Origin of the sequence: Actinoplanes nipponensis (assembly GCF_016862275.1) — a bacterium.
In the GTDB taxonomy this organism is placed as follows: Bacteria; Actinomycetota; Actinomycetes; order Mycobacteriales; family Micromonosporaceae; genus Actinoplanes; species Actinoplanes nipponensis.
Window position 1 is genome coordinate 15789 of the sequence record NZ_BOMQ01000018.1, and the last position, 26654, is coordinate 42442.

Annotated in this window: 24 protein-coding genes; 12 read left to right on the forward strand and 12 right to left on the reverse strand. The window is 75.8% G+C overall.

Annotation, left to right across the window (positions count from 1 at the left end; translation table 11 throughout):
- Positions 1-77: 77 nt before the first annotated feature.
- Positions 78-731 carry a class I SAM-dependent methyltransferase gene (locus Ani05nite_RS07265; protein WP_203766234.1) on the forward strand — a complete coding sequence of 218 codons (654 nt, stop codon included), beginning with the start codon at positions 78-80 and terminating at the stop codon, positions 729-731.
- Position 732: 1 nt separating this feature from the next.
- Here Ani05nite_RS07265 and Ani05nite_RS07270 read toward each other — a convergent pair whose 3' ends face one another.
- Entirely contained in the window at positions 733-2352 is a 1620-nt protein-coding gene (locus Ani05nite_RS07270) for a CocE/NonD family hydrolase (protein ID WP_203766235.1), read from the reverse strand.
- Between the two features lie 53 nt (positions 2353-2405).
- On the opposite strand from Ani05nite_RS07270, the gene Ani05nite_RS07275 reads away from it, so the two are divergent.
- Positions 2406-3032, forward strand: a complete 627-nt coding sequence (locus Ani05nite_RS07275) for a TetR/AcrR family transcriptional regulator C-terminal domain-containing protein (RefSeq protein WP_203766236.1) — start codon at positions 2406-2408, stop codon at positions 3030-3032.
- Here the strand turns inward: Ani05nite_RS07275 and Ani05nite_RS07280 are convergent.
- On the reverse strand, positions 3029-3934 hold the full coding sequence (locus tag Ani05nite_RS07280) for a GntR family transcriptional regulator (protein ID WP_203766237.1): 906 nt from the start codon (positions 3932-3934) through the stop codon (positions 3029-3031). The genes Ani05nite_RS07275 and Ani05nite_RS07280 overlap by 4 nt on opposite strands.
- 121 nt (positions 3935-4055) lie before the next feature.
- On the opposite strand from Ani05nite_RS07280, the gene Ani05nite_RS07285 reads away from it, so the two are divergent.
- Both Ani05nite_RS07285 and Ani05nite_RS07290 read left to right on the forward strand, forming a co-directional pair.
- Positions 4056-5228 (forward strand): FAD-dependent monooxygenase, encoded by a 1173-nt coding sequence (locus Ani05nite_RS07285; protein ID WP_203766238.1) that lies wholly within the window; start codon positions 4056-4058, stop codon positions 5226-5228.
- A 30-nt stretch (positions 5229-5258) separates the two neighbouring features.
- Positions 5259-5738, forward strand: a complete 480-nt coding sequence (locus tag Ani05nite_RS07290) for a TspO/MBR family protein (protein ID WP_203766239.1) — start codon at positions 5259-5261, stop codon at positions 5736-5738.
- On the opposite strand, the gene Ani05nite_RS07295 is transcribed toward Ani05nite_RS07290, so the two are convergent.
- From Ani05nite_RS07295 to Ani05nite_RS07305, 3 genes are all read right to left on the reverse strand, one after another.
- Positions 5735-6316, reverse strand: coding sequence for an NUDIX domain-containing protein (locus Ani05nite_RS07295; protein ID WP_203766240.1), 582 nt, complete (start codon positions 6314-6316; stop codon positions 5735-5737). The two genes, Ani05nite_RS07290 and Ani05nite_RS07295, sit on opposite strands and share 4 nt — an antisense overlap.
- A gap of 63 nt (positions 6317-6379) precedes the next feature.
- Positions 6380-6745 (reverse strand): VOC family protein, encoded by a 366-nt coding sequence (locus Ani05nite_RS07300; protein ID WP_203766242.1) that lies wholly within the window; start codon positions 6743-6745, stop codon positions 6380-6382.
- Positions 6746-6823: 78 nt separating this feature from the next.
- Complete coding sequence (locus tag Ani05nite_RS07305; RefSeq protein ID WP_203766244.1) at positions 6824-9187, reverse strand: ATP-binding protein; 2364 nt, start codon at positions 9185-9187, stop codon at positions 6824-6826.
- Between the two features lie 250 nt (positions 9188-9437).
- Between Ani05nite_RS07305 and Ani05nite_RS07310 the strand changes: the two genes are divergently transcribed.
- A complete protein-coding gene (locus Ani05nite_RS07310) occupies positions 9438-10040 on the forward strand; it encodes a sigma factor-like helix-turn-helix DNA-binding protein (RefSeq protein ID WP_203766246.1) in 603 nt (200 codons plus the stop codon).
- Here Ani05nite_RS07310 and Ani05nite_RS07315 read toward each other — a convergent pair.
- Complete coding sequence (locus tag Ani05nite_RS07315) at positions 10028-12148, reverse strand: N-acetylmuramoyl-L-alanine amidase (RefSeq protein WP_203766248.1); 2121 nt, start codon at positions 12146-12148, stop codon at positions 10028-10030. The genes Ani05nite_RS07310 and Ani05nite_RS07315 overlap by 13 nt on opposite strands.
- A 161-nt stretch (positions 12149-12309) precedes the next feature.
- Here Ani05nite_RS07315 and Ani05nite_RS07320 point away from each other — a divergent pair, with 161 nt between their 5' ends.
- The gene (locus Ani05nite_RS07320; protein WP_239129442.1) at positions 12310-14640 is read left to right on the forward strand and encodes a putative bifunctional diguanylate cyclase/phosphodiesterase; all 2331 of its coding nucleotides are present in this window, start codon (positions 12310-12312) and stop codon (positions 14638-14640) included.
- A gap of 3 nt (positions 14641-14643) precedes the next feature.
- Here Ani05nite_RS07320 and Ani05nite_RS07325 read toward each other — a convergent pair whose 3' ends face one another.
- Positions 14644-15552, reverse strand: a complete 909-nt coding sequence (locus Ani05nite_RS07325; protein WP_203766250.1) for an NADP-dependent oxidoreductase — start codon at positions 15550-15552, stop codon at positions 14644-14646.
- 116 nt (positions 15553-15668) lie between these two features.
- On the opposite strand from Ani05nite_RS07325, the gene Ani05nite_RS07330 reads away from it, so the two are divergent.
- Positions 15669-16244 (forward strand): hypothetical protein, encoded by a 576-nt coding sequence (locus Ani05nite_RS07330; RefSeq protein ID WP_203766252.1) that lies wholly within the window; start codon positions 15669-15671, stop codon positions 16242-16244.
- Between the two features lie 29 nt (positions 16245-16273).
- A complete protein-coding gene (locus tag Ani05nite_RS07335) occupies positions 16274-17209 on the forward strand; it encodes a sugar kinase (RefSeq protein ID WP_203766254.1) in 936 nt (311 codons plus the stop codon).
- A gap of 150 nt (positions 17210-17359) precedes the next feature.
- On the opposite strand, the gene Ani05nite_RS07340 is transcribed toward Ani05nite_RS07335, so the two are convergent.
- Both Ani05nite_RS07340 and Ani05nite_RS07345 read right to left on the reverse strand, forming a co-directional pair.
- Complete coding sequence (locus Ani05nite_RS07340; RefSeq protein WP_203766256.1) at positions 17360-18103, reverse strand: hypothetical protein; 744 nt, start codon at positions 18101-18103, stop codon at positions 17360-17362.
- 74 nt (positions 18104-18177) lie between these two features.
- Entirely contained in the window at positions 18178-19305 is a 1128-nt protein-coding gene (locus Ani05nite_RS07345) for a PQQ-binding-like beta-propeller repeat protein (RefSeq protein WP_203766258.1), read from the reverse strand.
- Between the two features lie 132 nt (positions 19306-19437).
- Between Ani05nite_RS07345 and Ani05nite_RS07350 the strand changes: the two genes are divergently transcribed.
- Positions 19438-20406: a hypothetical protein gene (locus tag Ani05nite_RS07350; RefSeq protein WP_203766259.1), complete on the forward strand. Its 969-nt coding sequence runs from the start codon at positions 19438-19440 to the stop codon at positions 20404-20406.
- Position 20407: 1 nt separating this feature from the next.
- On the opposite strand, the gene Ani05nite_RS07355 is transcribed toward Ani05nite_RS07350, so the two are convergent.
- Positions 20408-21097, reverse strand: coding sequence for an SDR family oxidoreductase (locus Ani05nite_RS07355; protein WP_239129444.1), 690 nt, complete (start codon positions 21095-21097; stop codon positions 20408-20410).
- Positions 21098-21247: 150 nt separating this feature from the next.
- Here Ani05nite_RS07355 and Ani05nite_RS07360 point away from each other — a divergent pair, with 150 nt between their 5' ends.
- Positions 21248-21844, forward strand: a complete 597-nt coding sequence (locus Ani05nite_RS07360; protein ID WP_203766261.1) for a cysteine hydrolase family protein — start codon at positions 21248-21250, stop codon at positions 21842-21844.
- Positions 21841-22749: a GlxA family transcriptional regulator gene (locus tag Ani05nite_RS07365; protein ID WP_203766262.1), complete on the forward strand. Its 909-nt coding sequence runs from the start codon at positions 21841-21843 to the stop codon at positions 22747-22749. Before Ani05nite_RS07360 ends, Ani05nite_RS07365 begins: the two co-directional genes overlap by 4 nt.
- Positions 22750-22753: 4 nt before the next feature.
- Here the strand turns inward: Ani05nite_RS07365 and Ani05nite_RS07370 are convergent, their stop codons facing one another.
- Complete coding sequence (locus Ani05nite_RS07370) at positions 22754-23626, reverse strand: pyridoxal-phosphate dependent enzyme (RefSeq protein WP_203766263.1); 873 nt, start codon at positions 23624-23626, stop codon at positions 22754-22756.
- A 23-nt stretch (positions 23627-23649) separates the two neighbouring features.
- On the opposite strand from Ani05nite_RS07370, the gene Ani05nite_RS07375 reads away from it, so the two are divergent.
- On the forward strand, positions 23650-24339 hold the full coding sequence (locus Ani05nite_RS07375) for an HAD family hydrolase (RefSeq protein ID WP_203766264.1): 690 nt from the start codon (positions 23650-23652) through the stop codon (positions 24337-24339).
- Here the strand turns inward: Ani05nite_RS07375 and Ani05nite_RS07380 are convergent.
- Entirely contained in the window at positions 24332-26635 is a 2304-nt protein-coding gene (locus Ani05nite_RS07380) for an N-acetylmuramoyl-L-alanine amidase (protein ID WP_203766266.1), read from the reverse strand. The two genes, Ani05nite_RS07375 and Ani05nite_RS07380, sit on opposite strands and share 8 nt — an antisense overlap.
- Between the last annotated feature and the right edge of the window lie 19 nt (positions 26636-26654).

The following is a 26654-nucleotide window of genomic DNA, read 5'->3' on the forward strand; positions in this document are numbered from 1 at the left end:
CGGCGCGGCATGTACCCCCGGGTCGCGCCGCGCCAAACCACCGTGACCATCCTGACGCACGCCGGGATACTGGGATCATGACGACCCGGATCCGCGAGACCCGCCGGCGGCTCGCGCGCGAGGGGCCGGTCCGCACCCGGCCCGTCGAACGCGACTTCGAGACGATCAGCCTGCCGGAGGCCGACTGCGACCGGCTCCGTGACCTGCTGCTGGCGGAGCGGGCGGAGACGGTCGTCGAGGTCGGTCTGGCCTACGGCAGCTCGGCGCTGGCGATCGGCGAGGCGCTGGTGGCCGCCGGCCGGCCGCGCCCCCGGCACGTGGTCATCGATCCCTTCCAGCGCAGCATCTTCTCGGACGCGGGCTGGGACGTGCTGTGCGCCGCGGGCCTGGCGGCGATCAGCGAGCTGCTCACGGAGTGGTCGTCGACCGCGCTGCCCCGGCTGCTCGCCGGCGGCCTGGTCGCGGACGCGGCCTTCGTGGACGGCAGCCACCGGTTCCACGAGGTCTTCGTCGACCTGTACTTCCTGCGCAAGCTGGTCCGGCCCGGCGGGCTGGTCGTCCTGGACGACACGGACGCGCCGTCGGTGGGCGCGGCCGTGCGCTACTACGAGCGGAACCTGGGCTGGACCGAGATCCCGGACGCCTTCGCGGGCGGCACGGCGGGCCGGTGCCGGGCGTACCGGCTGCCTGCTGCCGTGACCGAGCCGCCCTTCGAGGACTTCGTGCCCTGAGTCAGCCCGCCTGGTGCACCGGCAGGACCAGCGCGGACGCGTGTTCCGGGCCGTGGTGCAGCGTCGTGCGGGTGGCGACCAGCCGGGTCGCCGTGGCCAGCGGCTCGCCGGTGCCGTAGTTGCGGGCGTAGCGGGGGTGCGCGCCCCCGCTCACCTGGAGCCGGATGCGGTGGCCCGGCTCGAAACGGTGGCCGGCGGCGCCCAACGGCACGCGGACCGGGTCGCCGTCGCCGTGGTCCGGGGTGAGGCGGGCGAAGCCGTCGCACACGTTCACCGAGCCGCCGTCCGGATGCACGTCGCACAGCCGCACGAACAGGTCGAAGTGGCCCGTGCTGCCGGTCGCGTGCAGCTCCGCGGCCGGCGTACCGATGATCTCCAGGGCCGTGGCCAGCGGTCCCGTGGTGAAGGTCCGCACGTCGGACCGCGCCTCCAGGGCCCGGTTGTCGCGCGCCCCGGCCGTGCGCGACTGCAGCTGACCGGCGAACGAGGGCGTCGGATCGGCCGGGTCGTAGTCGAAGGCGGTGGCGCCGCTCGCCGGCTCGCCCAGCCCACCGTCGGGCCGCAGGTGGTAGCGCACCGGGGTGCTCGGCGGTGGCCACGCGGGCAGCTCCCGCCACCGGTCGTTGATGTGCACCTTGATGCGGGTCGTGCGCTCGCCCTCGCCGCGCAGGTGCACCCGCAGGTGCTCCAGCGCGTCGGCGAAGACCTCGGGCCAGCCCCGGTCGAAGGCCGAGGTGTGGGTCCACGGCCCGATCATCAGCGTCGGTTCCCGGCCGGCGCGGCGCAGCCGGGCGTACTGCCGCAGGGTCTGGTCCAGGGTGAGGTCGTGCCAGCCGGAGACCAGGCTGACCGGCATGGCCATCCGGTCCGCCGCCGCGCCGGCGTCGGCGCCGGCCCAGAACAGGTCGTCCTGGTACGGGTGGGTGAGCCAGTCCTCGAACTCCTGCCGCCGCCCCCCGAGCGCGCGACGGTAGGAGTCGAGGACCGGCACCCCGTGCGTGGCCCGGCGCAGCTGCCGCATGAGCCGCAGCAGGGCCCGCAGGTACGGGACCGGGCCGGCCGACTGGTGGAAGAACGCCGTCCCGGCGACCAGCGCCATCTCCAGCCGGAACGTGCAGTGCTGGCCGGGGTGGAAGCTGTCGTAGAAGTCGTGCGCCGCCACCTGCAGCACCGCGGCCCGCCACTCCGGGGGCGGGTCCAGCCCGAGCGCCCACTGCACGTAGCTGAAGTGGCTCGGGCCGATCGTCGCGAACGCCCCGGGGAACCACTCCTGGCGGCGCATCCACTCCACCGTGGCCTGGCCGTCGGCGGCGTCGTTGCGCCAGACGTGGAAGTCGCCGCCGGAGCCGCCCGTGCCACGGGTGCTCTGCAGCAGCACCCGGTAGCCCTGGGCGGCGAAGGCGGCGCCGAACAGCGAGTTCCACGGGAAGCCGCGCCCGTACGCGCTGCGGATCAGCAGGAGCGGGCACTGCTCGTCGGTGACCGGCGCGTAGTGGTCGGTGATCAGCGGGCTGCCGTCGGCCGCGGGCACGGTCAGGCCGGGTTCCCACCGCACCTCGTACGGCGCGGCCTCCCGGGCGCGGCGGCGCAGCAGGCGGAGGAAAAATGGCAGGCGTTCCATGGCTCGGCCCCTTTCCCGTACGTTGTACTGAAAATAGCATCCCGGAGGATGACGTGCCCCGAGGCCGACCGCCCCGCCGGACCCGCGCCCAGGTCGTCGCGGCCGCGATCGCCGTCGCCGACGCCGAGGGCCTGGCCGCGCTGACCATGCGGCGGCTGGCCACCGAGCTGGACGCCGGGGTCATGTCGCTCTACACGTACGTGCGCGACAAGGACGACCTGGTGGACCAGATGGTCGACCACGTCAGCGCCTTCCCGCCGGCCGAGCGGCCGCCCGGCCTGCTGGACCTGCTCCGCTGGCAGCGCGCGCTCATGCTGCGCCACCCGTGGCTGCCCGAGGCGCTGCCCAACCGCCGGCTCACCGGCGAGAACACGCTGCGCTTCCTGGAGCACGGGCTGGCCGCGCTGGCCCCGACCGGGCTGCCCGGCGGGACCAAGATGGAGATCCTCGCGCTGCTCACCGGCTTCGTGGCGAGCTACGCCGGCCACGAGCTGGCCCAGGCCCGGGCCGGGATCACCGACCCGGAGCGGATCGCGGCGCACGTGGCCCAGCTCCGGGCCGCGGTGGCCGGCGGCGCCTACCCCGAGCTCGCACGGGTGCTGGCCGAGGCCGCGCCGGCCGCGCCGCCGAGCTTCGACGCCATCGCCCAGCGCATGATCAACGGACTGCTGGCCGGCTAGCCGCGCCCCGCCAGCCAGCCGTCGAGGCCGTCCAGCAGCCGGGCCAGGCCGAACCGGAAGAGCAGGTCCAGATCCAGGTCGAAGTCGTCGCGGGCGACCAGCTCGGCCAGGTGCGGCAGGTGCTCCGGGGTCAGCCCGGCCGGCGGGGCGAGCGAGCCCATCCACTCGTCGCTGCTCACGCCGGTCTCGCGCCGCGCCTCCGCCTCGGGCTCCAGCGCGGTCGCGATCCCCCGGGCGTAGCTGAACAGCAGGATGTGGACGTACAGCCGCTGCCGGCGGTCGAGCCGGGTGGGCGCCAGGGTCTCCAGCACCCACTCCACCAGCAGCAGCCCGTTCGGGGCCGGCTGTGGCCGGGTCAGCGACATCGCCGGGGCCAGCCACGGGTGCCGCCGGAACAGCCGCCACAGCAGGGTGGTCGAGACGGTCAGTCCCGCGCGCCAGCCCGCCGGGCGTACCGCCGGCAGCCGCTCCTCGCCCAGCGCGGCGTCGATCATCAGCAGCACCAGCTCGTCCTTGCCCGGCACGTGCCGGTAGAGCGACATCGTGGCCACGCCCAGCTCGGCGGCGACCCGGCGCATCGACAGCTCGCCCAGGCCGTGCCCGTCGGCCAGGGTGATCGCCGCCCGGACGATGCGCTGCCGGCTCAGCTCCCCGTCCGGTGCGCGGGTCCGGGCCGCCGTCGCCCGGGGCGCGACCACCGTCCCCACCCCGGGCCTCGCGACCGTGATGCCCTCCTGCCGCAGCACCGCGAGGGCCTTGGTCGCCGTCGCGATCGCCACCCCGAAGTCCCGGGCGAGCCGCCGGGTCGACGGCACCCGGTCGCCCGGCGTCAACTCGCCGGCCACTACTTGCCGGCGCACCTCGTCGGCGATCCGCCGGTACGGCGGCGCCTCCTGCTGCACAACCCCTCCCGGGGACTAGGACACCGGCCGCTGCGGGCCCGACTGTACTAGGGCAGTTTGCTCTTCCACAGCGCTCCCAGCAAGCTGCGCGTACGACGTACGCAATGATCGGGGGACAACCATGCGGGTGCTCATCTCGGGCGGCGGGATCGCCGGGCCGGCCCTGGCGTTCTGGCTCGCCCGCCACGGCATCGGCGCGACCATCGTGGAACGCGCGCCGGCGCCCCGGCCCGGCGGCCAGACCGTCGACATCCGCGGCGCCGCGCGCACCGTCGTCGACCGGATGGGCCTGCGCGAGGCCATCCGGGCACGGCAGGTCGACGAGCGGGGCGTGGCCCTGGTCGACGGCGCCGGCCGCCGGCTCGCCGAACTCCCCGCCGACCTGTTCGGCGGCGACGGCATCGTCGCGGAGACCGAGATCCTGCGCGGCGACCTGGCGGACGTGCTGCGCGCTCACGCGGGGCCCGGCGTCGAGCACCGGTACGGCGACCGGCTGGTGGCGCTGGCCCAGGATCCGCACGGGGTCGACGTGCGGTTCGCGTCCGGCCGCACCGAACGGTTCGACGTGGTGGTGGGGGCCGATGGCGTCCACAGCGGAGTGCGGGAGCTGGCCTTCGGGCCGGAGCGGGAGTTCGTCCGGCACCTCGGGGCGTACACCGGCTGGTTCAGCGTGCCGGATCCGGGCGACCTCGACCACTGGTTCCTGATGCACAACGCCCCCGGCGGCCGGGTCGCCGGCCTGCGGCCCGCCCGCGACGGCGCCGCGATGGCCTCGCTGACCTTCACCTCGCCGCCGCGGCCGGTGACCCGCGAGCTGCTGGCCGAGCGCATGGCTGGGGTCGGCTGGCGGGTGCCCGCGCTGCTGGCCGGGCTGCGCGAGGCCGGCGACTGCTACCTGGACGCGGTCAGCCGGGTCCGGGTGCGGCGCTGGGCCCGGGGCCGGGTCGTGCTGCTCGGCGACGCCGGCTACTGCGGGTCGCCGCTGGCCGGGCAGGGCACCAGCCTGGCCCTGGTCGGCGCGTACGTGCTGGCCGGTGAGCTGGCCGCCGGGCGGGGGGACCCGCCGGCGGCGTTCGCGGCGTACCAGCGGGAACTCGCCGCCTACGTGGCGGCGGGGACCCGGCTGCCGCCGGGCGGCGTCCGCGGGTTCGCCCCGCACTCGGCGGCGATGATCGCGCTGCGGGCCGCCTCGACGAGGATGATGACCCGGGCCCCGCTGCGCGCCGTGATGGCCCGGCAGTTCGCGAAGGCCGACCGGATCACGCTCAAGGAGTACGCGGGCGCCCCGGGTTAGCGGCCCGGACATCCCGGGTATCTGCGGGCCATGACGTCTGCGCCCGCCGTGCACCGCCCGTCCTGGCTCGGCCTGATCCCCTTCGCCCTCGCGGTCACCGCCGCCGCCCTGATCGGCGTGCTGGGTGTCACCGGCACGTCGGCCGAGTACCAGAGCCTGGACCAGCCGTCCTGGGCGCCGCCCTCGTGGCTGTTCGGTCCGGTCTGGACGGTCCTGTACGCGATGATCGCGGTCGCCGGCTGGCTGGTCTGGCGCCGCACCGGCTGGAACCGCGCCCTCACCGTCTACGCCGTGCAGCTCGGACTGAACGCCGTCTGGACGCCGATCTTCTTCGGCGCCGGCCGTTACGGGCTCGCGCTGGCCGACATCGTGGTGCTGTGGCTCCTGATCGGCGCGACCGTCCTGCTGTTCCGGCCGATCTCCCGGACCGCGGCCTGGCTGCTGGTGCCGTACTGGGGCTGGGTCACGTTCGCGACCGCCCTGAACGCCGCCATCTGGTCCGCCAACTAACGCCACGCCGGACATGATCGCGGGCCGTTGCTGTGCGGCGGCTGAGGACAGCCGCGCAGATAGCGGCCCAGATGCGGGTCGAAGCGGGCCGGGTCGGCCGCCGCCAGCTCCGCCCGCGACCACCAGCGCACCCCGGCGAACTCGCCCTCGTCGGCCCGCAGGGGCTGCTCGCGGCGTACCTCGGCCGGGAACCACAGGCTCACGTCCGTGTGCCCGGCGTCCACGCCGACCGTCTCCGTCACGGTCAGGAAGATCGGCACGGCCGCCGCGCCGGACACGCCGAGTTCCTCCATCAGCTCGCGGGCGGCGGTGTGCGCCGGGTGCTCGCCCGGCTCCACGTGGCCGCCGGGCGGCAGCCAGAGCCGGGCGTTGCGGTGGTCGACCAGCAGCACGTCGCCGGTGCCGGGGTCGGCCGGGACCACGTACGAGACCAGGTGCCGGGGCGGTGTCGCCGGTTTGACCCGGCGGTACACGTCGTCGGTGGACGCCAGCCAGGCCAGCACGCCCGCCCGGTGGGTGGCCTCGAGCTCGTCGCCGGGGGTCAGGGCGGCGACGAGGTCGTACAGCTCGGTGCGCATCGCGCGATGATGCCAGGCCGCCGTGCCGGTGTGCCGCGCCGCGCGCGACACACCGGCCCCCGATCAGGAGCGCAGGCAGATGTCGAACGGGTGGCCGCCCGGGTCGAGCAGCACGCGCCAGCGCTCCGGGTTCGGCTGCTCGGCCGGCTTGCTCGCGCCCAGGGCCAGCGCCTGTTCCTCGGCCTTGTCCAGGTCGTCGACGTAGAAATCGAGGTGGAAACGCTTCGGGGCGGTCTCCTGGGGCCAGCCGGGCGCCGAGTAGCCGGGCAGCCGGCCGAAACCGATGCTGGTGGAGCCGTCGCCGATCATGGCGTACTCCTCGGCGCTGTGCAGGACCTCCCAGCCCAGCACCTGCGAGTAGAACGCGGCCAGGGCGGCGGGGTCGGCGGCGTCCAGATTGATCATGGCGAGGGTGGCGAAACCGGGCATCGCTGTGCCTTTCGGGTAGGGGCGGCGCTGATCGTCGCCGACGACACCGATCCTGCCCGCAGAGGCTGACACCTGTTGTCAGGTATCCCGGTGGGTCGCCAGCCAACCCGCCACCTGGGCGCGCGACGTGAAGCCCAGCTTGCTGAGGATGTTCTCCACGTGACCCTCCGCCGTCCGCTGCGCCACCACCAGCCGGCCGGCGATCTCCCGGTTGCTCAGGCCCTGGGCGATCAGCGAGACGACCTCGCGTTCCCGCCGGGTCAGGCCGGCCTCGGCCAGCCGGGCCTCCACCGGCCGGGCGCCGCCCGACCCCGGGCGCGGGGCCGGGACCCCGGCGGGCGCGGGCCGGTCCAGGGCCGTCGCCACCGCCTCGGCCGTGGTCAGCTCGGTCCCCCGCCGGAACGCGGCGTCGAACGCCCGGTCGCCCAGCCGCACCCGCAGCGCCGTGACCGCCTGCTCGTGGAAGCCCCGCAGGCTGCGGAACGAGGCCAGCGAGGCGTGCATCGCCTGCCACACCCGTTCGGCCGCGCCCAGCAGCACGGCCGCCCGCTGGTCCCGCCGCTCGGTGGCGCACACCCAGGCCAGGCTCTCCAGCGCCAGCCCGACGCTGAACTGCTCGTCCTCGACCAGCTTGCCGACCTCCAGGCTCTCCTTCGCCGCCTCGGCCGCGCCCGGGTCGTCGCCCGCCCGCCAGCGCAGCACGCTCAGGGCCCACGTCGCGAACGAGCGCCACCACACCTCGCCGTGGGCCGCGGCCAGGTCCCGGCAGGCCAGCAGCGCCGGATACCCGGCGGCCGGGTCGTCGCCGCCCAGCCCGCGGGCCAGGCCCAGCACCGACAGGGTCCACATCTCCCCGGTGAGCGAGCCGAGCTCCCGGAACCGGGCCAGCGCCTGCTCGAACAGCGGCAGCGCGCGGGCGTGCTCCCCGCCGAACATGGCGATGTTGCCCTCGATCAGCGGAATGAACGCCAGCTCGGGCGAGGGGGGCAGGATCAGGGCCAGCGCCCGGGCGTCGGCCAGCAGCGCCTGGGCCCGGTCCCGGTCGCTCTGGACGCAGGCGATCCACGCCGCCACCCGCAGCGCCTTGACCCGGGTCCAGTGCCGCGGGGCCGGCATGGCCAGCGCCCGGTCCAGCCAGTGCCGCCCCTCCGACAGGAAACCGCGGACGAACCAGTGGTTCTGCAGGTCGGCGGCGAACCGCAGGGCGGTCTCGGGGGCGGCCGAGGTGACCGCGTACTCCAGGGCCACCCGCAGGTTGGCCTGCTCGTCGCGCAGCCGCCGGGTCAGCGCGGCCTGCTCGGGGCTCACCCAGTGGGCGTCGCTGTACGCGGCCAGCCGGGCGAACCACCCGCAGTGCCGGCGCGCCACCTCGTCCTGTTCGCCGGCGTCGGCCAGCCGGGCGGCGCCGTACTCGCGCACCACCTCGAGCATCTTGTAGCGGGCGCGCGGGCCGTCCCCGGTCCGGGCGATGACCGACTTCTCCACCAGCGAGGCGACCAGGTCCAGGATCGTGTCGGCCGGCAGCGTGGCGTCGGCGCCGACGTCCTCGGCCGCGTCCAGCTCCAGCCCGCCGGAGAAGACCGACAAGCGCGACCAGAGCCGGCGTTCCGCTTCGGAGCAGAGGTCCCAGCTCCAGTCGATCAGGGCGCGCAGCGTCTGCTGCCGGGCCGGCGCGTTGCGGGCCCCGGCGGTGAGCAGCTTGTACCGGTCGGTCAGCCGCTCCAGGATCTCGTCCAGGGTGAGCACCCGCAGCCGGGCCACCGCGAGCTCGATGGCCAGCGGCATGCCCTCCAGGGCCTGGCACAGGGCGCTGATCGTCGCGCAGTTCGCCTCCGTGACGCGGAAGCCGGGCAGCACCGCGGTCGCCCGCTCGACCAGCAGGCTGGCCGACTCGTAGCGGGCCAGGCCGGCCGGGGTGCAGGCCGCGTCCGGGCCGGGCACCGAGAGCGGCTGCACGGTCAGCGTGGCCTCACCGGCGATCCGCAGCGCCTGCCGGCTGGTCACCAGGATCCGCAGGGCGGGACAGCTGCGCAGCAGGGTCTCGGCGAGATCCGCGCACGCGCCGACCAGGTGCTCGCAGTTGTCGAAGATCAGCAGCACCTGCTGGCCGGCCAGGAACGCGGCCAGCCCCGGCGCCCCCGGGCTGACCGACTCCTCGCGTACCCCGAGGGCCTCGGCCACCGTGACCGCGACCAGATCCGGATCGCGCAGCTCGGCCAGTTCGACCAGCCACACCCCGTCGGGGAAGGCCCGCCGCAGGTCCAGCCCGGCCCGCTGGGCCAGCCGGGTCTTGCCGACGCCGCCGGCGCCGGTCAGGGTCACCAGCCGGCTGGTGGCCAGCATCCGCCGGACCCCGGCCAGCTCGTGCCGCCGCCCGACGAAACTGGTCACCTCGGCGGGCAGGTTGCCGGGGGTACCACGCGCGGTCGTGGCGGTGCTCATAGGAGCACGTTAGTGGGTGTGACCTCCGGTGGCGCCCGCTCGCCGGCCCAGGGACACCCCGGGTCGCGCCGCCAGGGCGAGCCCGGCCCACCCGCGGGCGGCGACGACATGCCCGTCCGGCCCGGGCCGCGGACACGGGAGAACTACCCGGCCGGTACCCGAAAGCCGGTTCGCGGGTACTTCTCCCGTGTCCGCGGGCGGTCCGGCGGCCCAGCATGGAAGCCGATCACCGCACCAGAGAGGGGCACCCATGGGCCGCCACGCGGCCGACCGGCCTCGCCAGCCTCCGCTGCACGCGGACCTGTTCGTGCCGACGCCGGGCAGTGCCGCCGCGCGGGCCGCGCACCAGCGCGCCGCCGCGGTCTTCGACAACCTGGTGGCGCCGCACCGGGAGGCGCTCGGGACGTACGTGCTGCGGCTCACCGGCGGTGACGAGGCGGCCGCGGAGAGCCTGCTCAAGGAGACGCTCTACCGCGCCGCCCAGGACCCGGCGCGCTACCCGCAACGGGCGTCCGCCGTCCGGCCGTGGCTGGTGCTGACCGCCCGGACCATCCAGCGCGACGCGGCCCGCACGGCCGGCCACGACGACCGGCCGCCGGCCCCGGACCAGCCGCCGCCCCCGAGCGCCGCCACGACGATCGTCCGGGCCATGGACGACCTCGCGGCGGCGCACCGGGATCTCCTCGTCGAGCTCTTCTACCAGGGCGTCTCGCTGGAGGACGCGGCCGCCGAGCGCGGCCTGCCGGTGGAGACGCTCAAGTCGAGGCTCTACTTCGCCATGCGGTCCCTGCGGGTCGTGCTCGATCAGCAGCTCGCCGACCGGCCCGGCCCGCGGGGCGGTCACCGCAGGTAGACCAGGCCGTCGGCGATCACGCCGGGACGGCCCGCGGTGCCCTCGGCCTCGATCCGGACGGTGTGCGCTGCGCTGTCGGTCCAGGACCGCGTCCACACCGCGCGCCGGTGCAGGGTCTGCGGCGCGCGCAGGTCGACGACCTCGGCCGGCAGGTCGTCGACGAAGATCCGTACCCGGCCCGACACGGCCGTGCGGGACACGGCCAGGGCCGCCGAGCGCCCGGTGAAGCTCCAGGACAGCGCGGCCTTCGCGGCCGTGCTGCGCAGGGCGCCGCCGCCCAGGTACGCCGGTCCGGTCACCGTGCTCCAGGTCCCGGTCCGCTCGGCGGCGGTCTCGGCGATCAGCGAGGCCGTGCGCTGCGCCGTCACCGAGCTGGTGTTGCCGGCCCGGTCGGTGGCGCGCACCGCGTACGTGGTCTCGGCCCCCGGCTGCACGCTGACGGCCCAGGTCCGCGCGGTGGTGGCCAGGGTGGCCGGGGCCGGGGCGGTCAGGGCCAGGCCGCCGAGCCCACCCTCGTCCGCGACGGCCCAGCGCACCCGTACCGGCACGATGCCGTTGAGCGAGCCGGTCCGCAGCGACACGCTCGGCCCGCTGGTGAATTCCGGTGGCGTCTGGTCCACCTGCACGTCCGCACTGGTGACCGACGTGCTGCCGTTGAGGGCGACCGCCCGGACCTGCACGGTGTGCCGGCCCGGCTCGAGCGTGAGCAACTGCTCGCGGCCCGCGCGGGGCGCCGACGCCGTCAGCACGTCGTCGACCAGCACGTCGAACCGGTGCAGCATCGTGGTCGGCGTGCTGACCTGCCAGAACGGGCGGATGGTGCCGCGCGTGTAGTAGGTGTCGCCCACCCGGGCGGCGCCGTTGACCTTGGTCAGCGCCAGGCCGGCCGGCGCCGCGCCGGCGCTCCGGCGGATGGCGCCGAGCTGGCCGTACAGGGCGTCGCCGGGGCACTCGGTCCGGCCGGTGTCGCGGTGCCCGGCGATGCGGTCGAGCACGGCGGTGCTGCCCCGGGCGAAGCGGTCGCTGCCGCTGGAGGTCATCGCGACCCTTCCGGTCGGCCGGTTGCCGTACGCCCCGATCTTGTACGCCGCCACCTGCGCGATCACCTTCCTGACCCGCGCCGGGACCCCGCCGGTGGCGTAGTTGCCGAGCACGGCGATGGCGCTGCTGCGCCCGTTGAAACCGAGCGTGTGCGCCCCCAGCACCGGCCGGGTGATCCCGCCCGCGCGGCCCTCGAAGAGCGTCCCGCACTTGTCGACCAGGAAGTTGTAGCCGATGTCGTCCCAGTGCTTGCTCTTGACGTGGTACGCCTGGATGCTGCGGACGATGGCCGCGGACTGCGCGCAGCTGTAGTCGTTGGTGCCCGCCGTGTGGTGCACGAACAGCACCTGCACGTCGGTGGAGTATTCGGGGGCGCCCCGGACGATGGTCTCGTCGGCGCCCCAGCCCGACCGGGTCACCACGGTCGGCGCGGGTCGCGGCGGCACGACGGCCTCGGCGCGGGCGGGCCCGGCGACGGCTCGCCGGCCGGCGGCGGCCGGCGAGCCGCGGGGCGCCGGGGCCGGGGCGCCCGTCTCGATCAGGTCCAGCCGCAGCCCCGCGGGCAGCGGCCGGTTCCCCCGCGCGCCGGCCGCGATCCGGGCCTGCACGCCGTCGGACTCGCCCACCCAGACCGGATCGGTGCTGCCCCGGGCCGCCGCCGCGTCGCCCGAGCCGGGCTCGGCCGGTGACGGGCCGTCGGACTCCAGGCGCCGCCACCCGCTCCAGGCCTCGCCGCCGGCCCGCCGGGTGCGGACCTCGACGGCGGCGCCGAGCGCCCGGCGCGGGTCGTCCCAGGTCGCGCCGACCAGGCTGAACCGCCCGGTGGTCCGGGGCGAGACGGTCGCCGCCGCGGCGCGGCCGGATGCCGAGAAGCCGCGGCCGGCCGGTGCCGGGAGCAGGTCGATCGTCTGCAGTACGGGTTCCGCCGCGGTCCCCGCGGCGGGGGCGGCGACGGTCTTGCCGTGCGCTGCGGCCGGGCCGGCGGCGACCGGCAGGGCGGTCGTGCCGCTCAGCGCGACCGCCGTGCCGAGCACCGCGGCCACCGCTCGTCTCTGGGTCTTCTCCACGCGTTTCCCCCCGCGAAAGGCATCGGACCGAGCCGGATCAGGATGAAACGTATGTGGTTTTCATGTGTGGGGTTGCCGATTTCCGTGACACCGGTCACTCTGTTCGGGGTCATGGGCGCGAGGTTGGTTAATGCATCACGCGGTTCTGCCGAAGGTAAGACGTGACCTCTGTGCTGGCGCCGACCCGAACCGGCGGCGAATCCGCCCCGCCGGTCGTCGTGCCGCCCGTGCTGCCCCGGCGGAGCACCGCGCTGGCCTGGTCGTACGTGGGCGTGTCGGCGATCGTCATCGCGCTGTTCGCGGCCGGGCCGGAGTGGCTGCGGACGCCGCTGATGCTGACCGCGATCATCGGCGGGCTGTGGGCGACGACGTACGCGGTCCGCCGGATGGCCGTCCCCGCGCACCGCGGCCCGTGGCGCCTGCTGCTGGCCTCCGCCTGGATGTTCTTCGCCGGCATCGTCCTGCGCGTCGTGGTGCCCGGCGCGGGCGCCTCCCCGCCGACCTCGATGGCGCTGATCCCGGACGCCTTCGTGCTGCCCGGCTACCTGCTGCTGGGCTACGGCTTCGCCGGCATGCTGCGCCGGCGCCGGGCGGCCGACGACGACCCCGCCCGGGTGGACGCGCTGCTGGTCGGGCTGGCCGCGGCGTTCCTGTGCTGGACGTACCTGATCGTGCCCTCGATGGCCCAGACCGACCTGACCCCGCTGCGGATCGCCAACTCGTTCTTCCCGGTCATCGACGTCGTGCTGCTGGTGCTGGTCGCGCAGCTGGCCATCTCCGGCGGCGCCCGGCAGCCGTCGCTGTGGCTGCTCATCTCGTCGTCGAGCACCATGTTCGTCGGGGACTTCCTGTTCATGCTGCGCGACGGCGAGCTGGCCGCCGTGCCCCAGCACGCCGTCGACGTGCTCTTCATGGCGACGTTCCTGCTGCTCGGCGCGGCCGGGCTGCACCCGTCCATGCGGACCCTGACCGAGCCGCAGGAGGTCGTGGTCACCGACCTCAGCCGGGTCCGGACCGGGTTGATCGCCCTGATGGTGGTCGTGCCGACGGTCATCACGACCAGCCTGCCCGCCGGCTCCACGCTCAACGGCGTGGTCCGCTCCACACTGTGCGTGCTGCTGATCCTGGCCGTCCTGGCCCGCGTGGTGCGCTCCAACAACTCCCGCGCCCGGGCCGAACAGGCCACCCGGCGCCGGGCCACCCACGACGCCCTCACCGACCTGCCCAACCGCGAGCTGCTGGCCGAGACGATCACGCGCTGGGGCGACCGGGCGGCCGCCGAGCAGCAGGAGATCAGCCTGCTCTTCATCGACCTGGACCGGTTCAAGATGGTCAACGACCACTGGGGCCACCAGGTCGGCGACGAGCTGCTCTGCGCGGTGGCCGGCCGGCTCGGCGCGCAGATCCGCGGCGAGGACCTGGTCTGCCGGATCGGCGGCGACGAGTTCGTGATCGCGCTGGCCAGCCCGTCGCACTCCGCGCTGGCCGAGTCGCTGGCCGGCCGGGTGCTCGCCGAGTTCGCCCGCCCGTTCGAGCTCTCCGTCGGCAACGTGGTGATCTCCGCGTCCATCGGGGTGGCCAAGTCGCTCGGCGGGGCGCAGGCCCTGGAGCTGATCCGCGACGCCGACACCGCCATGTACAAGGCCAAGGGCAGCGGGCGCAACGCGTACGCGCTGTTCGACACGTCCCTGCGCGACGAGGTCCGGGACCGGATGAACCTCGAGCAGGCGCTGCGCCGGGCCCTGCCGCGCGGCGAGCTCGCGGTGCACTACCAGCCCATCGTCGACCTGGCCACCGACGAGCTGGACGGCTTCGAGGCGCTGATGCGCTGGCAGCACCCGACGCTGGGCAACGTCTCGCCGGCCGACTTCATCCCGGTGGCCGAGGAGACCGGGCTGATCGTGGAGAGCGGCGCCTGGCTGCTGCGCGAGTCCGCGGCCCAGCTCGCCGCCTGGACCGCCGAGCGCGGCCCGGACGCCCGGCGGCTGCACGTCTCGGTCAACGTCTCAGTCCGCCAGCTGCGCGACTGCGCGCTGGTCGGGGTGGTCCGCGACGTCCTCGCCGGCAGCGCGCTGAACCCGGAGCAGCTGTGGCTGGAGATCACCGAGTCCGGCGTGATGGAGGACATCGACACCGCGCTGACCACCCTCAACCAGCTCCGCGACCTGGGCGTCACGCTGTGCATCGACGATTTCGGCACCGGCTACTCGTCGCTGAGCTACCTGAACCGGCTGCCCGTCGGCATCGTCAAGATCGACCGGTCGTTCGTCGGCCAGGTCGGCCAGGACGGCGCCAACGAGCCCATCGTGCGCGCCGTGCTCGCGATGACCCGGGCCATGAGCCTGCGGGTCGTGGCCGAGGGGGTGGAGACCGCGGTGCAGCGCGACTGGCTGCGCGAGCAGGGCTGCGACCTGGCCCAGGGCTGGCTCTACGGCAAGGCCGCGCTGCCCGCCGACCTCGGGGACTGGATCCACCGCCGCACCGCCGCCTGACGCCTACGGCTCGACGATCAGCACCACCTTGCCCCGGCCGTGCCCGGACTCCACCGCGGCGTGCGCCCGGGCGACCTGGGCGAGCGGGTACGCCCGTACCGGCATGGTCAGCAGCCCGCGGGCGGCCAGGGCCACCACCTCGGCGAGCCGCACGGGCGAGCGGGGCGCCCGGACCACCGGGGCGCCGAACGTGGCCGCCTCCCGGTCGTCCACGATCGTGCCGATCCGCTCCCGCGGCACGCCCAGGGCCACCGAGGCCGCGACCGCCCCGCGCCCGGCCGCGTCCAGGGCCACCGTCACCGGGCCGGGCGCGACCGCCCGGACCGCCTCGACCAGGCCGTCGCCGTACGGCACCGGAACGGCCCCGAGCCCGCGCAGATAACCGTGGTTGGCGGGACTCGCGGTGCCGATCACGGTCGCGCCGGCGAGCCGGGCGAGCTGCACGGCGAGCGTGCCGACCGCGCCCGCCGCCGCGTGCACCAGCAGCACGTCACCCGCGGTGACGCCCAGCTGGGCCAGCGCCCCCGACGCGGTCTGCCCGGCCGCCACCAGCGCGGCGGCCGCGGGGAAGGACAGCTCCGGCGGCTTGACCACCAGGTCGGCGACCGGCGCCACCAGGTGCGACGCCTGGCCGTCGAGCATCGTGGAGCCCAGCACCGCCGTGCCCGGGACGGGGCCGGGAACACCGTCGCCCAGCAGGTCGACCACCCCCGAGAACTCCTGGCCGACCCGGTGCGGAAAGTGCCCCGGCCCCCGCCTCATCCGGCCGGCGCGCACGGCCACGTCGAACGGCTGCACACCGGCCGCGCGTACCCGGATCCGCGCCTCACCCGGGCCCGGCGCCGGGTCGGGCAGCTCGGCGATCCGCAACACCTCGGGCGGGCCGTACCGGTCGAACACCGCTGCTCTCATGCCGGCCACTCTGCAAGTTCAAGCCCGGTTGAGGTCAACCGGACCGCCCCGGGGCGCCAGGTCACGATCCGGCCCTCGACCGGGACCGGGCGCGCCGGCATCGCTACCGTTGGCGGGTGTCTGAGATCCCCTGGTGGGCGTTGCCCCTGGTCGCCGTCGTGTTCGCCCTGGCCGGAGCCGGTGTGACGCTGCTCGTCTCGGCCCGCGACGAGTACGCCCGCAGCCGCGCCAAGCGCACCAAACGGTGGTACGCCGAGCGCAAGGAGGCCTACATCGCCCTGATGACGGAGTTCGAACGGGCCACCTACCGGCTGCGCGCCGCGTACGACAGCGGTCAGAACCCGCCGGGGCCGTACACCTACATCGACGCCGTCGGCCCCGCGCTCATGCAGGTGCGGCTGCTGTCGTCCGGGCCGGTCCGCAGCGCGGCGCTGGCGGTGCACCTGCTGATCGAGCGGCTCTACGGCGAACGGCCCACCCCGCCGCCGGGCGTCGACCCGGAGAAGTCGGTGCGCGAGATGCTCGGCCACGTGCCGCTGGTGATGCAGCAGTTCGAGGCGGCGGTCCGGGAGGAGCTGGGCATCGAGGCGAGCCCGCCGCCGGTGGAGCCGCCGGCGCGCGGGGGGCTGCGGTCGTACATCCGGCGGCCGGTGGCGCCGGCGCCGACCGGGGACTCCTCCGTCCCGAGGTGATCTTCGGCGGCCCGGGACAGAATGGGCCCATGGACGCGGGACTGCTCACTCTCGGTGAGACCATGGGGCTCATCGCCGCGGACGGCATCGGACCTCTGGAGCACGCCCGCGGGTTCCACGTCGGCATCGCCGGCGCGGAGAGCACCGTGGCGATCGGGGTGGCCCGCCTCGGCGGCCGGGCCACCTGGCTGGGCCGGGTCGGCGCGGACGCCACCGGCGAGATGATCGGGCGCCGGCTGCGGGCCGAGGGCGTGCACACTCTGGCCGTCCGGGACCAGTCCTTCACCGCGCTGACGGTCCGGCACCGCCGTACCGGGACCCTCACCCAGGTCGACTATCACCGCGCCGGCAGCGCCGGCTCCCGGCTCGCCCCCACCGACGTGCCGGTCGCCCTCGTACAGTCCGCCCGGATCCTGCACGTCACCGGCATCACCCCGGCGCTGAGCGACTCGGCCCGGGCGGCGGTCTTCCACGCGGTCGAGACGGCCCGCGCGGCCCGGGTGCCGGTCTCGGTCGACGTCAACTACCGCGGCAAGCTGTGGTCGCGGTACGACGCCGCGCCGGTGCTGCGCGACCTGGTGTCGCGGGCCGACCTGGTGTTCGCGGGCCCGGACGAGGCGGCGCTGGTGCTCGGCGCGGGCGACGCGATGGCCGAGGGGCTGGCCGCGCTCGGTCCCGCCGAGGTCGTGATCACGGACGGGTCCCGCGGCTGCACCGCACTGATCCACGGCGAGCGCTACGCGGTGCCGGCCCCGGCGGTGACCGTCGTCGACCCGGTGGGGGCGGGGGACGCCTTCGTGGCGGGCTACCTGGCGGACCGGCTGGCCGACGCGGCGCCGGGCGAGCGGCTGGCGACGGCGGTGGCGACGGGGACCTTCGCGGTGACGGTGCCGGGCGACTGCGAGGGGCTGCCGTCGCGGGCGGACCTCGCGGCGCTGTCGACGACCGACGACGTGTCCCGCTAGAATTCCTCACATCCCGGCCAAACCGCCGATACCGGATGATGCTCCCGCTGCTCGAGCACAACCGCGTCCCCCGGCCCGGCGGGATCGGGCGGCCTCGCTCCCGGCCGGGGGAGCAGACCCGGGCGCGGGCCGTCACTCGCCGGCCGGCCGTCACTCGCCGGCGGAGAGGGGCTCGAGGAGCCGGTGGCGGCGCCCGATGCGCAGGTCCTCGATCAGGGTGCGGTGCGCCACCGACTCCGCGCCGGGTTCCGGCCGGAGCCCGAGCTCCCGGGCGGCCTGCGGTCCGGCACTCAGCAGGACGAGGTCGATCCCGCGGTGGTCGAGCAGCTCGGGCGGATCGAGCGGGATGAAACGCCGGTCGCCGAAGTGCGCGGCCGGCACCCCCACCGCGAGCGGCCCGTGAGGACGGCGCCGCCCCTCCTCGGGCGACGGCGGCGCCGCCGGATTGCGGACCGCGACGAGGTAGCCCGCCTCGGCCGCGATGCCGAGCTCGCGCTGGGCGGCGCCGGGGCGCCGCGGCGCCTCCAGCTCGAAGGCCAGGTGGGTGTGGTCGCCGTGCCGCCCGATGAGGTACGCCCCCTCGCCGACCGGGCGCGCGGCGGGCTGCACCCGCAGGCCGCGCGTCCGCGTCCGGTACGTCCGTTCGCCCAGCGACTCGTCCAGGTCCTCCGGCCCCGGGGCGACCCGGTCGACGAAGCACCACGCCCGTTCCTGGGCCGTGCTGTCCGGCAGCCGCTTGTTCCCCAGCACCAGCAGGCGCAACGACTGCCCCGCCCACGGGTGGAGCACGATCTGCAGGCGCCGCACGTCGTCCAGCGACCCGACGTGTTCGTCGACCACCCGCGGGCGGTAGAAGAAGTAGATGGTTCCGGCCTCGAGCCGTTCCACGGTCATGGCGTCACCCGCTCCCAGCGTTGCCGGCCGCCTTCCCGGTCCCGCCGGTTTCATGCCGGTGACCTGCGCCCCGGTCAGCCGAACAGCGCGAAGCGCTCCCGGCCGGCCCCGCCGATCCGGGTGAAGGCGCCACCCGCGGCGATGCGGTGCCGCGCCGGGTGGGTCGTCAGGACGTGGGTGCCGACCGTGCCGTTGGCCCGCGGGTTCCAGCCGGTGAGCCGGCCCCGGCCGTCCAGCGCGGCGAGCTTCACCCGCGACGCGTACCCGGCGGGACAGCCGAGCTGGCGTACGGTGCTGGTCCGGCGGCAGGCCCGGTCGAAGTGGCCACCGACGTACGCGATCCCGCCCATGACCGCGATCGTGTGCACGTCCCCGTCGAACAGGTGGGTCCAGCGCACCGCGCCGGACGCGGTGTACCCGACGGCCCGGCCGCCCATCCCGCCCGTCGCCGTGTAGACGCCGCGCGCGTCCACCGCCACGTCCAGCACGGTCGCCGGGGCCTGCGCCCGGAAGCCGCGGACCAGCGCGCCGGTCGACGCGCCGACCGCGGCCAGCCGGTCGGCCGAGCGGGCGCCGTTGACCCGGCGGAACTCGCCGCCGAGGTAGACCCGCCCGCGGGTGGCGGCCAGCGCGTTGACCTGGCCGCCGGCGCTCGGCCGCCACGAGCGGTCCAGGGCGCCGGTGGTGTGCGAGAAGGCGGCGAGGTTGCGCCGGGCGGTGCCGTCCACGGTGGCGAACCGGCCGCCCACGTACACCCGCCCGTTGCCGATGGCGAGCGTGGTGGCCCGGCCCGCGATCCGGTGGGCGAACCCGGCCGGACGGCCGGACGAGGCGTCGATCCGGGCGATCGCGCCGCGGCGCTGCCCGGAGATGGTGTCGAAGTCGCCGGCGGCGTAGACCGCCGAGCCGGCCACCGCGAGGGCCCGGACGGTGCCGTCGGCGGCCGGCTGCCAGCGCAGGACCGCGCCGGTACGGGCGTCGAGCGCGGCCAACCGCCGGCGCGGGAAGCTGCGGCCCCGGAAGGTGACCGCGGTGAACGACCCGCCGACGTAGACGACGTCACCGCGGAACGCGATCGCCCACACCGTGCCGTTGAACGAGGGTGTCGCCTGCGTGCGGGGGCGGACGGCGGCCGCCGGTGCGGGCGCCGCGACGAGGCCGCCGGTCAGCGCGCAGACCAGTGCCGTGAATACTGACAACATTCGCATGTGGTGATCAACTGCTGGGTCCGCGGAAAGTGTCGCTGCCCCGGGCGGGAGGAACCGGCGTGCCGCCGCGCGTCGTCCCAGCAGAGGGTCCGGGCCGCTCGGCCCGGCGGGTGACGGAGGTGCGCGATGGGCCGGATCGGTACGGGAATCGTGGTCGCGGCAGCGGCCCTGGTCACGATCGCGGGCTGTGCGGGCCCGGCCGCGGCCCCGGACGCACCGGACGGGCCTTTGCGGATCGAGCCGGCCTGGACGTCCTGCCGCGCCGCGGCGCCCGCGCCGTCCGGGCCGGCGCTGCTCGGGGCCGGCGACAGCGGCACCCTGCCCCGCCTGGACGACAGCTTCCAGCCGGTGGCCGCCGTCCTGTGCACCGTCGGCCCGGCGCGCCGGCCCGACGGCGGGGAGGATCTGGCGGCCACGGAACGCCGCGCGGACGACGTGGCCGCGCTGGTCGCCGCGCTGCGCCGGCCCGACGAGCCGCTCAACGGTGGCATCTGCACCACGGAGGCGTACCTGATGCCGTGGATCGCGCTGCTGGACGCGCAGGGCCGCTGGACCCGGGTCCGGCCGCCCCGGGACGCGTGCGGCAAGGTCCGCGTCGAGGTCCGCGACGCCCTCCAGGCGCTGCGGACGACCACGGTGGCGAGCCGTCCGGTCCGGGAGATCGAGTCCTCCGCGGCGGCCGCCGCCGGTTGCCGCCAGCAGTGGGCCGACATGGTCCGGGTCGCCGGCCTCGGCCGGACGAACGGCGAGCCCGCGGTGGTCCCGCCGGGCTTCGACGGCCCGGTGCCGGTGCGGCTCTGCGTCTATCGGGTGCCGGCGGACCAGCAGCGCACCGACAAGCCGGCCGGTGAGTTCGTCTCCGGCCGCGTGCTCGGCGACGGGCAGTGGGCCGGCGTCCGGCGCGAGATCGAGGCCGCCGGCCCGGCCGCGCCCTGCGCCGTCCCGGCCGCCGGTTTCGCCGTCCTGCACGTCGGGGCCGGGCAGATCCACGTCGAGCTGGACGGCTGCCGCCGGCTGCTGGCCACCGCGGCCGGCGGCGGCCCGACCCTCCGGCGGGCCTCGCCGGCCCTGGTGAAGCTGCTCACCGCCGGGTAGCTCAGGCCAGGCCGCCGCCGGCGTGGATGTTCTGCCCGGTGATCCAGCGGCCGTCCGGGCCGGCCAGGAACGCCACCACGTCGGCGATGTCCTCGGGCCGGCCGAGCCGGCCCAGCGGGGTCAGCTCCGGCATGCGCGCCAGCGCCTCCGCGGAGTTCGTCGAGCGCAGCAGCTCGGTGTCCGTCGCGCCGGGCGAGACGGCGTTCACGGTGATGCCGCGGGCGCCCAGCTCCCGCGCCGCCACCGCGACGAACTGCTCCACCGCGCCCTTGCTGCCCACGTAGAGGCTGCCGCCGGGAGCCGGGGACGTGGTGTTCAGGGTGGAGATCGCGATGATCCGGCCGTGGTCGCGCATGTGCCGGGCGGCGTGGCGGACGGCCTGGAACGTGGACCTGGCGTTGACCGCGAAGACCCGGTCGTACTCCTCGTCGGTGACCTCCGCGATGGGCGTCGGGACGAACGCCGCCGCCGCGTTGGCGACCAGGATGTCCAGCCGGTCGGCGCGCTCCAGCAGCTCGCGCATCGCGCCCGGCTCGGCCAGGTCGGCCCGGAAGCCCCGGGCCCGGGGCACCGCCGCCTCGACCGCCTTGGCCTCCTCGTCCCGGCTGCGGTAGCCGAAGACCACCGTGGCGCCGTCGCGCGCCAGCCGCTCGACGATCGCCCGGCCGATGCCCCGCGATCCGCCCGTCACCACAGCCGTCCTGCCCGTCAGCGGCCCACTCATAGCCGGTGACGTTACCGGCCGGAGTGGACCGAGGCCCTGCGCCGTTGACCGGATCGTTCCGGTACGGGGCGGGTCGGTGCCTGGCCTGGCCCGGCCCGGGCGGCCAGGATGGGGGTCATGACCACCGCCCTCGTCGTCATCGACGTCCAGGAGTCCTTCCGCGTCCGGCCGCTCTGGGCCGCCGTGAACAACCCCGCCGTGATCGACCGGGTCGGCGCCCTCGTCGGCGCCGCCCGGGCGGCCGGCGATCTCGTCGTCTGGGTGCTGCACGCCGAGCCGGGCAGCGGCGGCGATTTCGACCCGGCCCGCGGCCACGTGCGCGTCGTGGCGGAGCTGACGCCCGCCGCCGGCGAGCCGGTCATCACGAAGACCTCGCACAACGCCTTCACCACGACCAACCTGCACCAGCTGCTCACCGAGCGCGGGATCCGCGCGCTGACGGTCTGCGGCATCCGGACCGAGCAGTGCGTCGAGACCACCGCCCGGGTCGGCTCCGACCTCGGCTACGCCGTCACCTTCGTCACCGACGCCACGGCGACGTTCCCCATCCCGCACCGCGACGCCCCGGCCGCCCAGACGGTCGCCGAGCTGCTGGCCGACCCGCGTACGCTGTCCGCCGAGGACGTGGTGACCCGCACCGAGTACGCGCTCGCCGGCCGCTTCGCCACCGTCCGTACCGTCGCCGAGCTGACCGGGAGCCTGACCGGATCGTGAGCCAGGTGGTGTTCGTCCTGGTGCCCCAGCTGCACCTGCTGGACCTGGCCGGCGCGGCCCAGGTCTTCTCGACCGCGGGCGACCACGGGCACCCGTACCGGCTGGCCTACGTCGCCGAGCAGCCCGAGGTGCCGACCCATCAGGGCGTCACCCTGCGGGCGGAGCTGACCTGGCCGAAGCTCGCTGCCGGCGACCTGGTGCTGGTGCCCGGCTGGCGCGCGGCGGAGCTGGCCGGCACCGGCCACCTCGGACCGCGGACGCTGGGCCGGATCGCCGCCCACCACGCGGCCGGCGGCACGGTGGCCAGCGTCTGCGCGGGGGCCGACGCGCTGGGCCGGGCCGGGCTGCTGGACGGCCGTCGCTGCACGACCCATCACGACGTGCAGGACGAGCTGGCCCGCCGCTATCCGGCCGCCACGGTGGTCCGGGACGTGCTCTTCGTGCAGGACGACCGGGTGGTGACGTCGGCCGGCATCGCCAGCGGCATCGACCTGGCGCTGCACCTGATCGCGGTCCGGCACGGCCCCGCGGTGGCCGCCCAGGTGGCCCGGCAGATGGTGGTCTACGCCCGGCGCAACGGCGACCAGCGGCAGGAGAGCGCGATGCTGCGGCACCGCGCGCATCTCAGCGACGCGGTGCACCGGGTGCAGGACCGGATCGACGCGAGCTTCGCCGAGCCGCTGCCCCTGGCCGAGCTGGCCCGGGCGGCCGGGGTCAGCGAGCGCACGCTGACCCGCCGGTTCGAGGCCGCCACCGGCCGCACGCCGCTGCGCTACCAGCAGCTGCTGCGGGTGGAACGGGCCGAACACCTGATCGGGCACGGCGCCACCGCGGAGGCGGCGGCCCACGCCGTCGGCTTCGCGGACGCCCGGATGCTGCGCCGGCTGCGGGCCCGCGCGGGCTGAGCCGTCAGATCGACGGGTGCCCGAAGAGCCCCGGCAGGCCGCCGCTGTGCAGGAACACCACCTTGCCGTCGGGCGGGCTGGCCCGCAGCCCGGCCAGCGCCCGCCCGGTGTACGTCGGGTCGAGGAAGAGGCCCTCCGTGCGCGCGGCCAGGCTCAGCGCGTCCCGCACCGGACGGGTCAGCTCCGCGTAGCCCCCGCCCACGTGCGAGCCGTCGATCTGCAGCTCGTCCGGCTTCACCGGCACGCCCATGGCGTCGAGCAGCCCGGCGACCGTGGACCGCGCGTCCGGCAGCGCCCCGGTGTCCACGCCGAAGACCCGGCCCGGGCCCAGCGCGGCCACCAGCCCGGCCATCGTGCCGCCCGAGCCGACCGCCACCACCACCGTGCTCAGGTCGGGCAGCTGCGCGGTCAGCTCGCGCGCACAGTCCACATAGGCCAGCGCCGAGTACGCCGACGTGCCGCCGAACGGGATGACGAACCCCGGCTGCGCGGCCGCCACCTCGTCGAGCGGGGCGTCACCGGCCCACACGATCCGCGCGCCGGCCAGCGCGTCCAGGATCAGGTTGCCGCGTACGGTCGGCGGCTCGTTCCCGCGCAGCACCAGCACGCACTCCAGCCCGAGCCGGGCCGCCGCGGCGGCCGTCAGCCGGGCGTGGTTGGACTGCGGCGCGCCGGTGGTGACCAGCGTGGTGGCGCCCGCCTGCAGCGCCTGCGCGCAGGTGTACTGCAGCTTGCGCACCTTGTTGCCGCCGCCGCCCAGGCCGGTCAGGTCGTCGCGTTTGATCCACAGCTCGTCCAGTCCCAGCGCGGTGCCGAGCCGGGGCGCCGGTTCCAGCGGCGTCGGCCACGTGCCCAGGGCGATCGGCGTGATGTCCACCCGCTGAGTCTAGGATCCCCCGCGTGAAACCGCGTGCTGTCCTGCTCGACCTCGACGGCACGCTCGTCGACCACGACGGCGCCGCCGCGGCGGGCCTGCGCGGCTGGCTGCCGGCCCTGGGCCTGGTGGCGACGGACGAGGCGATCGCCCGTTGGGCCGCCGTGCAGGAGCCGCACCTGGCCGCCTGGCGCGACGGGCGGATCACCTTCGCCGAGCAGCGCCGCCGCCGGCTGCGCGACTACCTGGGCGCCGACGGCGCCGACGCGGAACTGGACGAGCTCTTCGCCGGCTACGTGACCCACTACGAGAGCGCCTGGCGGGCCTTCGACGACGCGGCCGGCGCCCTGGCTGCGCTGGCCGCCGCCGGGGTGGCCACCGCCGTGCTGACCAACGGCACCCGCGGCCAGCAGCTGCGCAAGCTGAGCCGGACCGGCCTGGCCGACCGGGCCGGCCCGGTCTTCACGGTCGACGATCTCGGCGCCGCCAAGCCGCACGCGGCGGCGTTCCACCGGGCCTGCGAGCGCTGGGGTCACCCGCCCGCGGCGGTGCTCAGCGTCGGCGACAACCACGCGCTGGACGTGCTCGGCGCGCGCGCCGCCGGGCTGTCCGCCGTGCACCTGGACCGGTACGGCCGCGGCCCGGCCGACGAGCCGCACCGGATCGCCTCACTGCGCGACCTGCCGCCGTTGCTCGGCGCCGCCCGCCTCACCTGAGGTAGACGAGGCCGTCGCTGGTGACCTTGGGACGGCCCTTGGTGCCGACCACGACGATCTTCACGGTGTGCTTCTTCGCGCTGGTCCACGACTTCGTCCAGACGGCCTGCCGGTACGTGTTCGTGCCGGCCCGCAGGTCGACCGTGGCGACCTTCCTGCCGTCGAGGTAGACGGCGACCTGGCCCGAGGTCTTGCCCTTCATCGCCAGCACCGCCGCCGACCGGCCGGTGAACGTCCAGCTCACCGAGGAGTTCCTGGTCGAGCTCGCGAGCGCGGCCCGGCCGAGGTGGGCCGAGCCGGCGGCCGTGGCCCACTTGCCGGTGCGCCTGCCCTTGGTCTCGGCGACCAGCACCGGGGTGCGGGTCACCGGGGCGGTGGCCACGTTGCCGGCGAGGTCGGTGCCCTGCACCCGCCAGGTCGTCGTCGCGCCCAGCCTGCCGGTGGTGTTCCAGCTGCGCGTGCTCGTCGCGAAGGTGGTCCGGCTGGGCGCGGTGAGCTGCACCGAGGACAGGGCGACGGCGTCGGCGGCCTGCCACGTCAGCACCACCGGCGCGGTGGTCGGGCTCAGCGTCCCGGTCCGCAGGGTCACGTTGGGCCGGCCCGGGAAGGTCGGCGCGGTGGTGTCGGCGACCACCGTGCGGGTGTCGCTGACCGACGTCGGCCCGCCCACGCGGTTGAGCCGGACCTGCACGGTGTGCCGGCCGGGGGCCACCTTCACGGTGGCGGACCGGGCGGTGGCCGCGGCCGTGCCGGCCGTACGACCGTCGACCAGGACGTCGAAGCCGCCGATCTCACCGCCCGGGGTGCTGACCGACCAGGAGACCGTGACGCTGTCGCGGACCACCCCCCGCCGGCCGCTGAGCGCGGTGATCCGCAGGCCGGAGAGCACGCCGGCGGCCTCGGTGCGCAGCGCGGGCAGCTGGCCGTAGAGGGCGGCGCCGGGGCAGTCCGTGGCCTGCACGTCGCGGTGCCCGGCGATCCGGCCCATGGTGACCTGGTCGCCGGCGCTGACCTTGTCGTTGCCGCCCTGGGCGGTGGTGGTGAACGTCTCGCGCGGGTCGTGGCCGTACCGGCCGAGCTTGAACGCCGCCAGCTGGGCCAGCTTGGTCGCCACGGCGGCGGGCACGGCCGTCCGGCCGTAGTCGCCGAGGACCGCGACGGCGGCGTAGTTGGTGTTGAACGGCGGGGTGTGCGCGCCGACCACCGGTTTGTCCACGCCACCCTTGCGGCCCTCGTAGAGCGTGCCGCACTTGTCGACGAGGAAGTTGTACTCCATGTCGTTGAGGCCCTTGCCCGTCACCGCGTACGTGTAGATGCTGCGGATGACCTTGGCGGCGTCCGCGCACGCGTAGTCGTTGGATGTGCTCCCGCTCTGGGCGGTGTGATGCACGAAGAGGGCATTGATGGTGCTGCCGTAGACCGGCGCGTCCTTGACGAGCGTCTCGTCGGCGCTCCAGCCCCGGCGGTTGACGTACGCCGGCATGGCGCTCTGGGCCGGCACCGTGGGCAGTGGCGTCGCGGCCGGCTTGGTCGGCGTCGGCGTGACCGGCGCCGTGGTCGGCGCCGGCGGGACCGCGCTGCTCGGCGTGCCCGTCGTCGGTACGGGCTCGACCACCGGCGGCTGCTCGGGCTCCGGGTCGGTGCCGGCGCCCGGGTCGGTGGGCGGCGGGTCGGCCGGCTCGGACGCCTCCGGCTCGGCCAGCGGCATCCCGCCGCCCTGCCCGCCGCCGGCGCTGGGGCCGGGGTCGACGAGGGTGAGCCGCAGGCCCTCGGGCAGCCGGCGGGACGCGCGCCCGGCGGCCGAGACCACCTTGACCTCGATGCCGTTCGACGCGCCGACCCACAACCCGTGGCTGCCGCCCCGGGTGCGGCCGGCGACCAGGTCGGGGTCGCCGGCGGCCACCGCGGGCTCCAGATCCAGGCGCTGCCAGGCGGACCAGTCGCCCGAGGCCGCCGACCGGGTCCGCACGGAGGCGTCGCCGTGGAACGACAGCAGGGCGTCGTCCCAGGTCACGCCGAGCAGGCTGAAGCGGGCAACGGCGCGCCGGGCCAGGCGTACGGTCTCCCGCCCGTCCTCGACGGTGGGCGGGCCGTCCAGCTCGAGTGACCGGGTGGTGACCGGGGGTGGCGGCGGCCCGGAGGGCAGCGGGGCCGCGGCGGCCTCGGCCGGCGCGGCGGCCGGCGTCGCCGCGGGGCCGCCGGGCGACCGGGTCAGCACCATTGCGGTGACCGTGAGTGCCGTGGCGGTGACCGCCGCGGCGGTCACCGCCAGCCTGCGCGACCTGCTGACCTGCACGCCCGATGCCCCCGTGTCG

Coding starts and splice junctions, on each gene's coding strand:
- Ani05nite_RS07290 (WP_203766239.1), top strand. CDS start 5,259: ATGACGTCTGCGCCCGCCGTGCACCGCCCGTCCTGGCTCGGCCTGATC.
- Ani05nite_RS07335 (WP_203766254.1), top strand. CDS start 16,274: ATGGACGCGGGACTGCTCACTCTCGGTGAGACCATGGGGCTCATCGCC.
- Ani05nite_RS07360 (WP_203766261.1), top strand. CDS start 21,248: ATGACCACCGCCCTCGTCGTCATCGACGTCCAGGAGTCCTTCCGCGTC.
- Ani05nite_RS07285 (WP_203766238.1), top strand. CDS start 4,056: ATGCGGGTGCTCATCTCGGGCGGCGGGATCGCCGGGCCGGCCCTGGCG.
- Ani05nite_RS07265 (WP_203766234.1), top strand. CDS start 78: ATGACGACCCGGATCCGCGAGACCCGCCGGCGGCTCGCGCGCGAGGGG.
- Ani05nite_RS07300 (WP_203766242.1), bottom strand. CDS start 6,745: ATGCCCGGTTTCGCCACCCTCGCCATGATCAATCTGGACGCCGCCGAC.
- Ani05nite_RS07305 (WP_203766244.1), bottom strand. CDS start 9,187: ATGAGCACCGCCACGACCGCGCGTGGTACCCCCGGCAACCTGCCCGCC.
- Ani05nite_RS07340 (WP_203766256.1), bottom strand. CDS start 18,103: ATGACCGTGGAACGGCTCGAGGCCGGAACCATCTACTTCTTCTACCGC.
- Ani05nite_RS07350 (WP_203766259.1), top strand. CDS start 19,438: ATGGGCCGGATCGGTACGGGAATCGTGGTCGCGGCAGCGGCCCTGGTC.
- Ani05nite_RS07310 (WP_203766246.1), top strand. CDS start 9,438: ATGGGCCGCCACGCGGCCGACCGGCCTCGCCAGCCTCCGCTGCACGCG.
- Ani05nite_RS07295 (WP_203766240.1), bottom strand. CDS start 6,316: ATGCGCACCGAGCTGTACGACCTCGTCGCCGCCCTGACCCCCGGCGAC.
- Ani05nite_RS07270 (WP_203766235.1), bottom strand. CDS start 2,352: ATGGAACGCCTGCCATTTTTCCTCCGCCTGCTGCGCCGCCGCGCCCGG.
- Ani05nite_RS07345 (WP_203766258.1), bottom strand. CDS start 19,305: ATGTTGTCAGTATTCACGGCACTGGTCTGCGCGCTGACCGGCGGCCTC.
- Ani05nite_RS07325 (WP_203766250.1), bottom strand. CDS start 15,552: ATGAGAGCAGCGGTGTTCGACCGGTACGGCCCGCCCGAGGTGTTGCGG.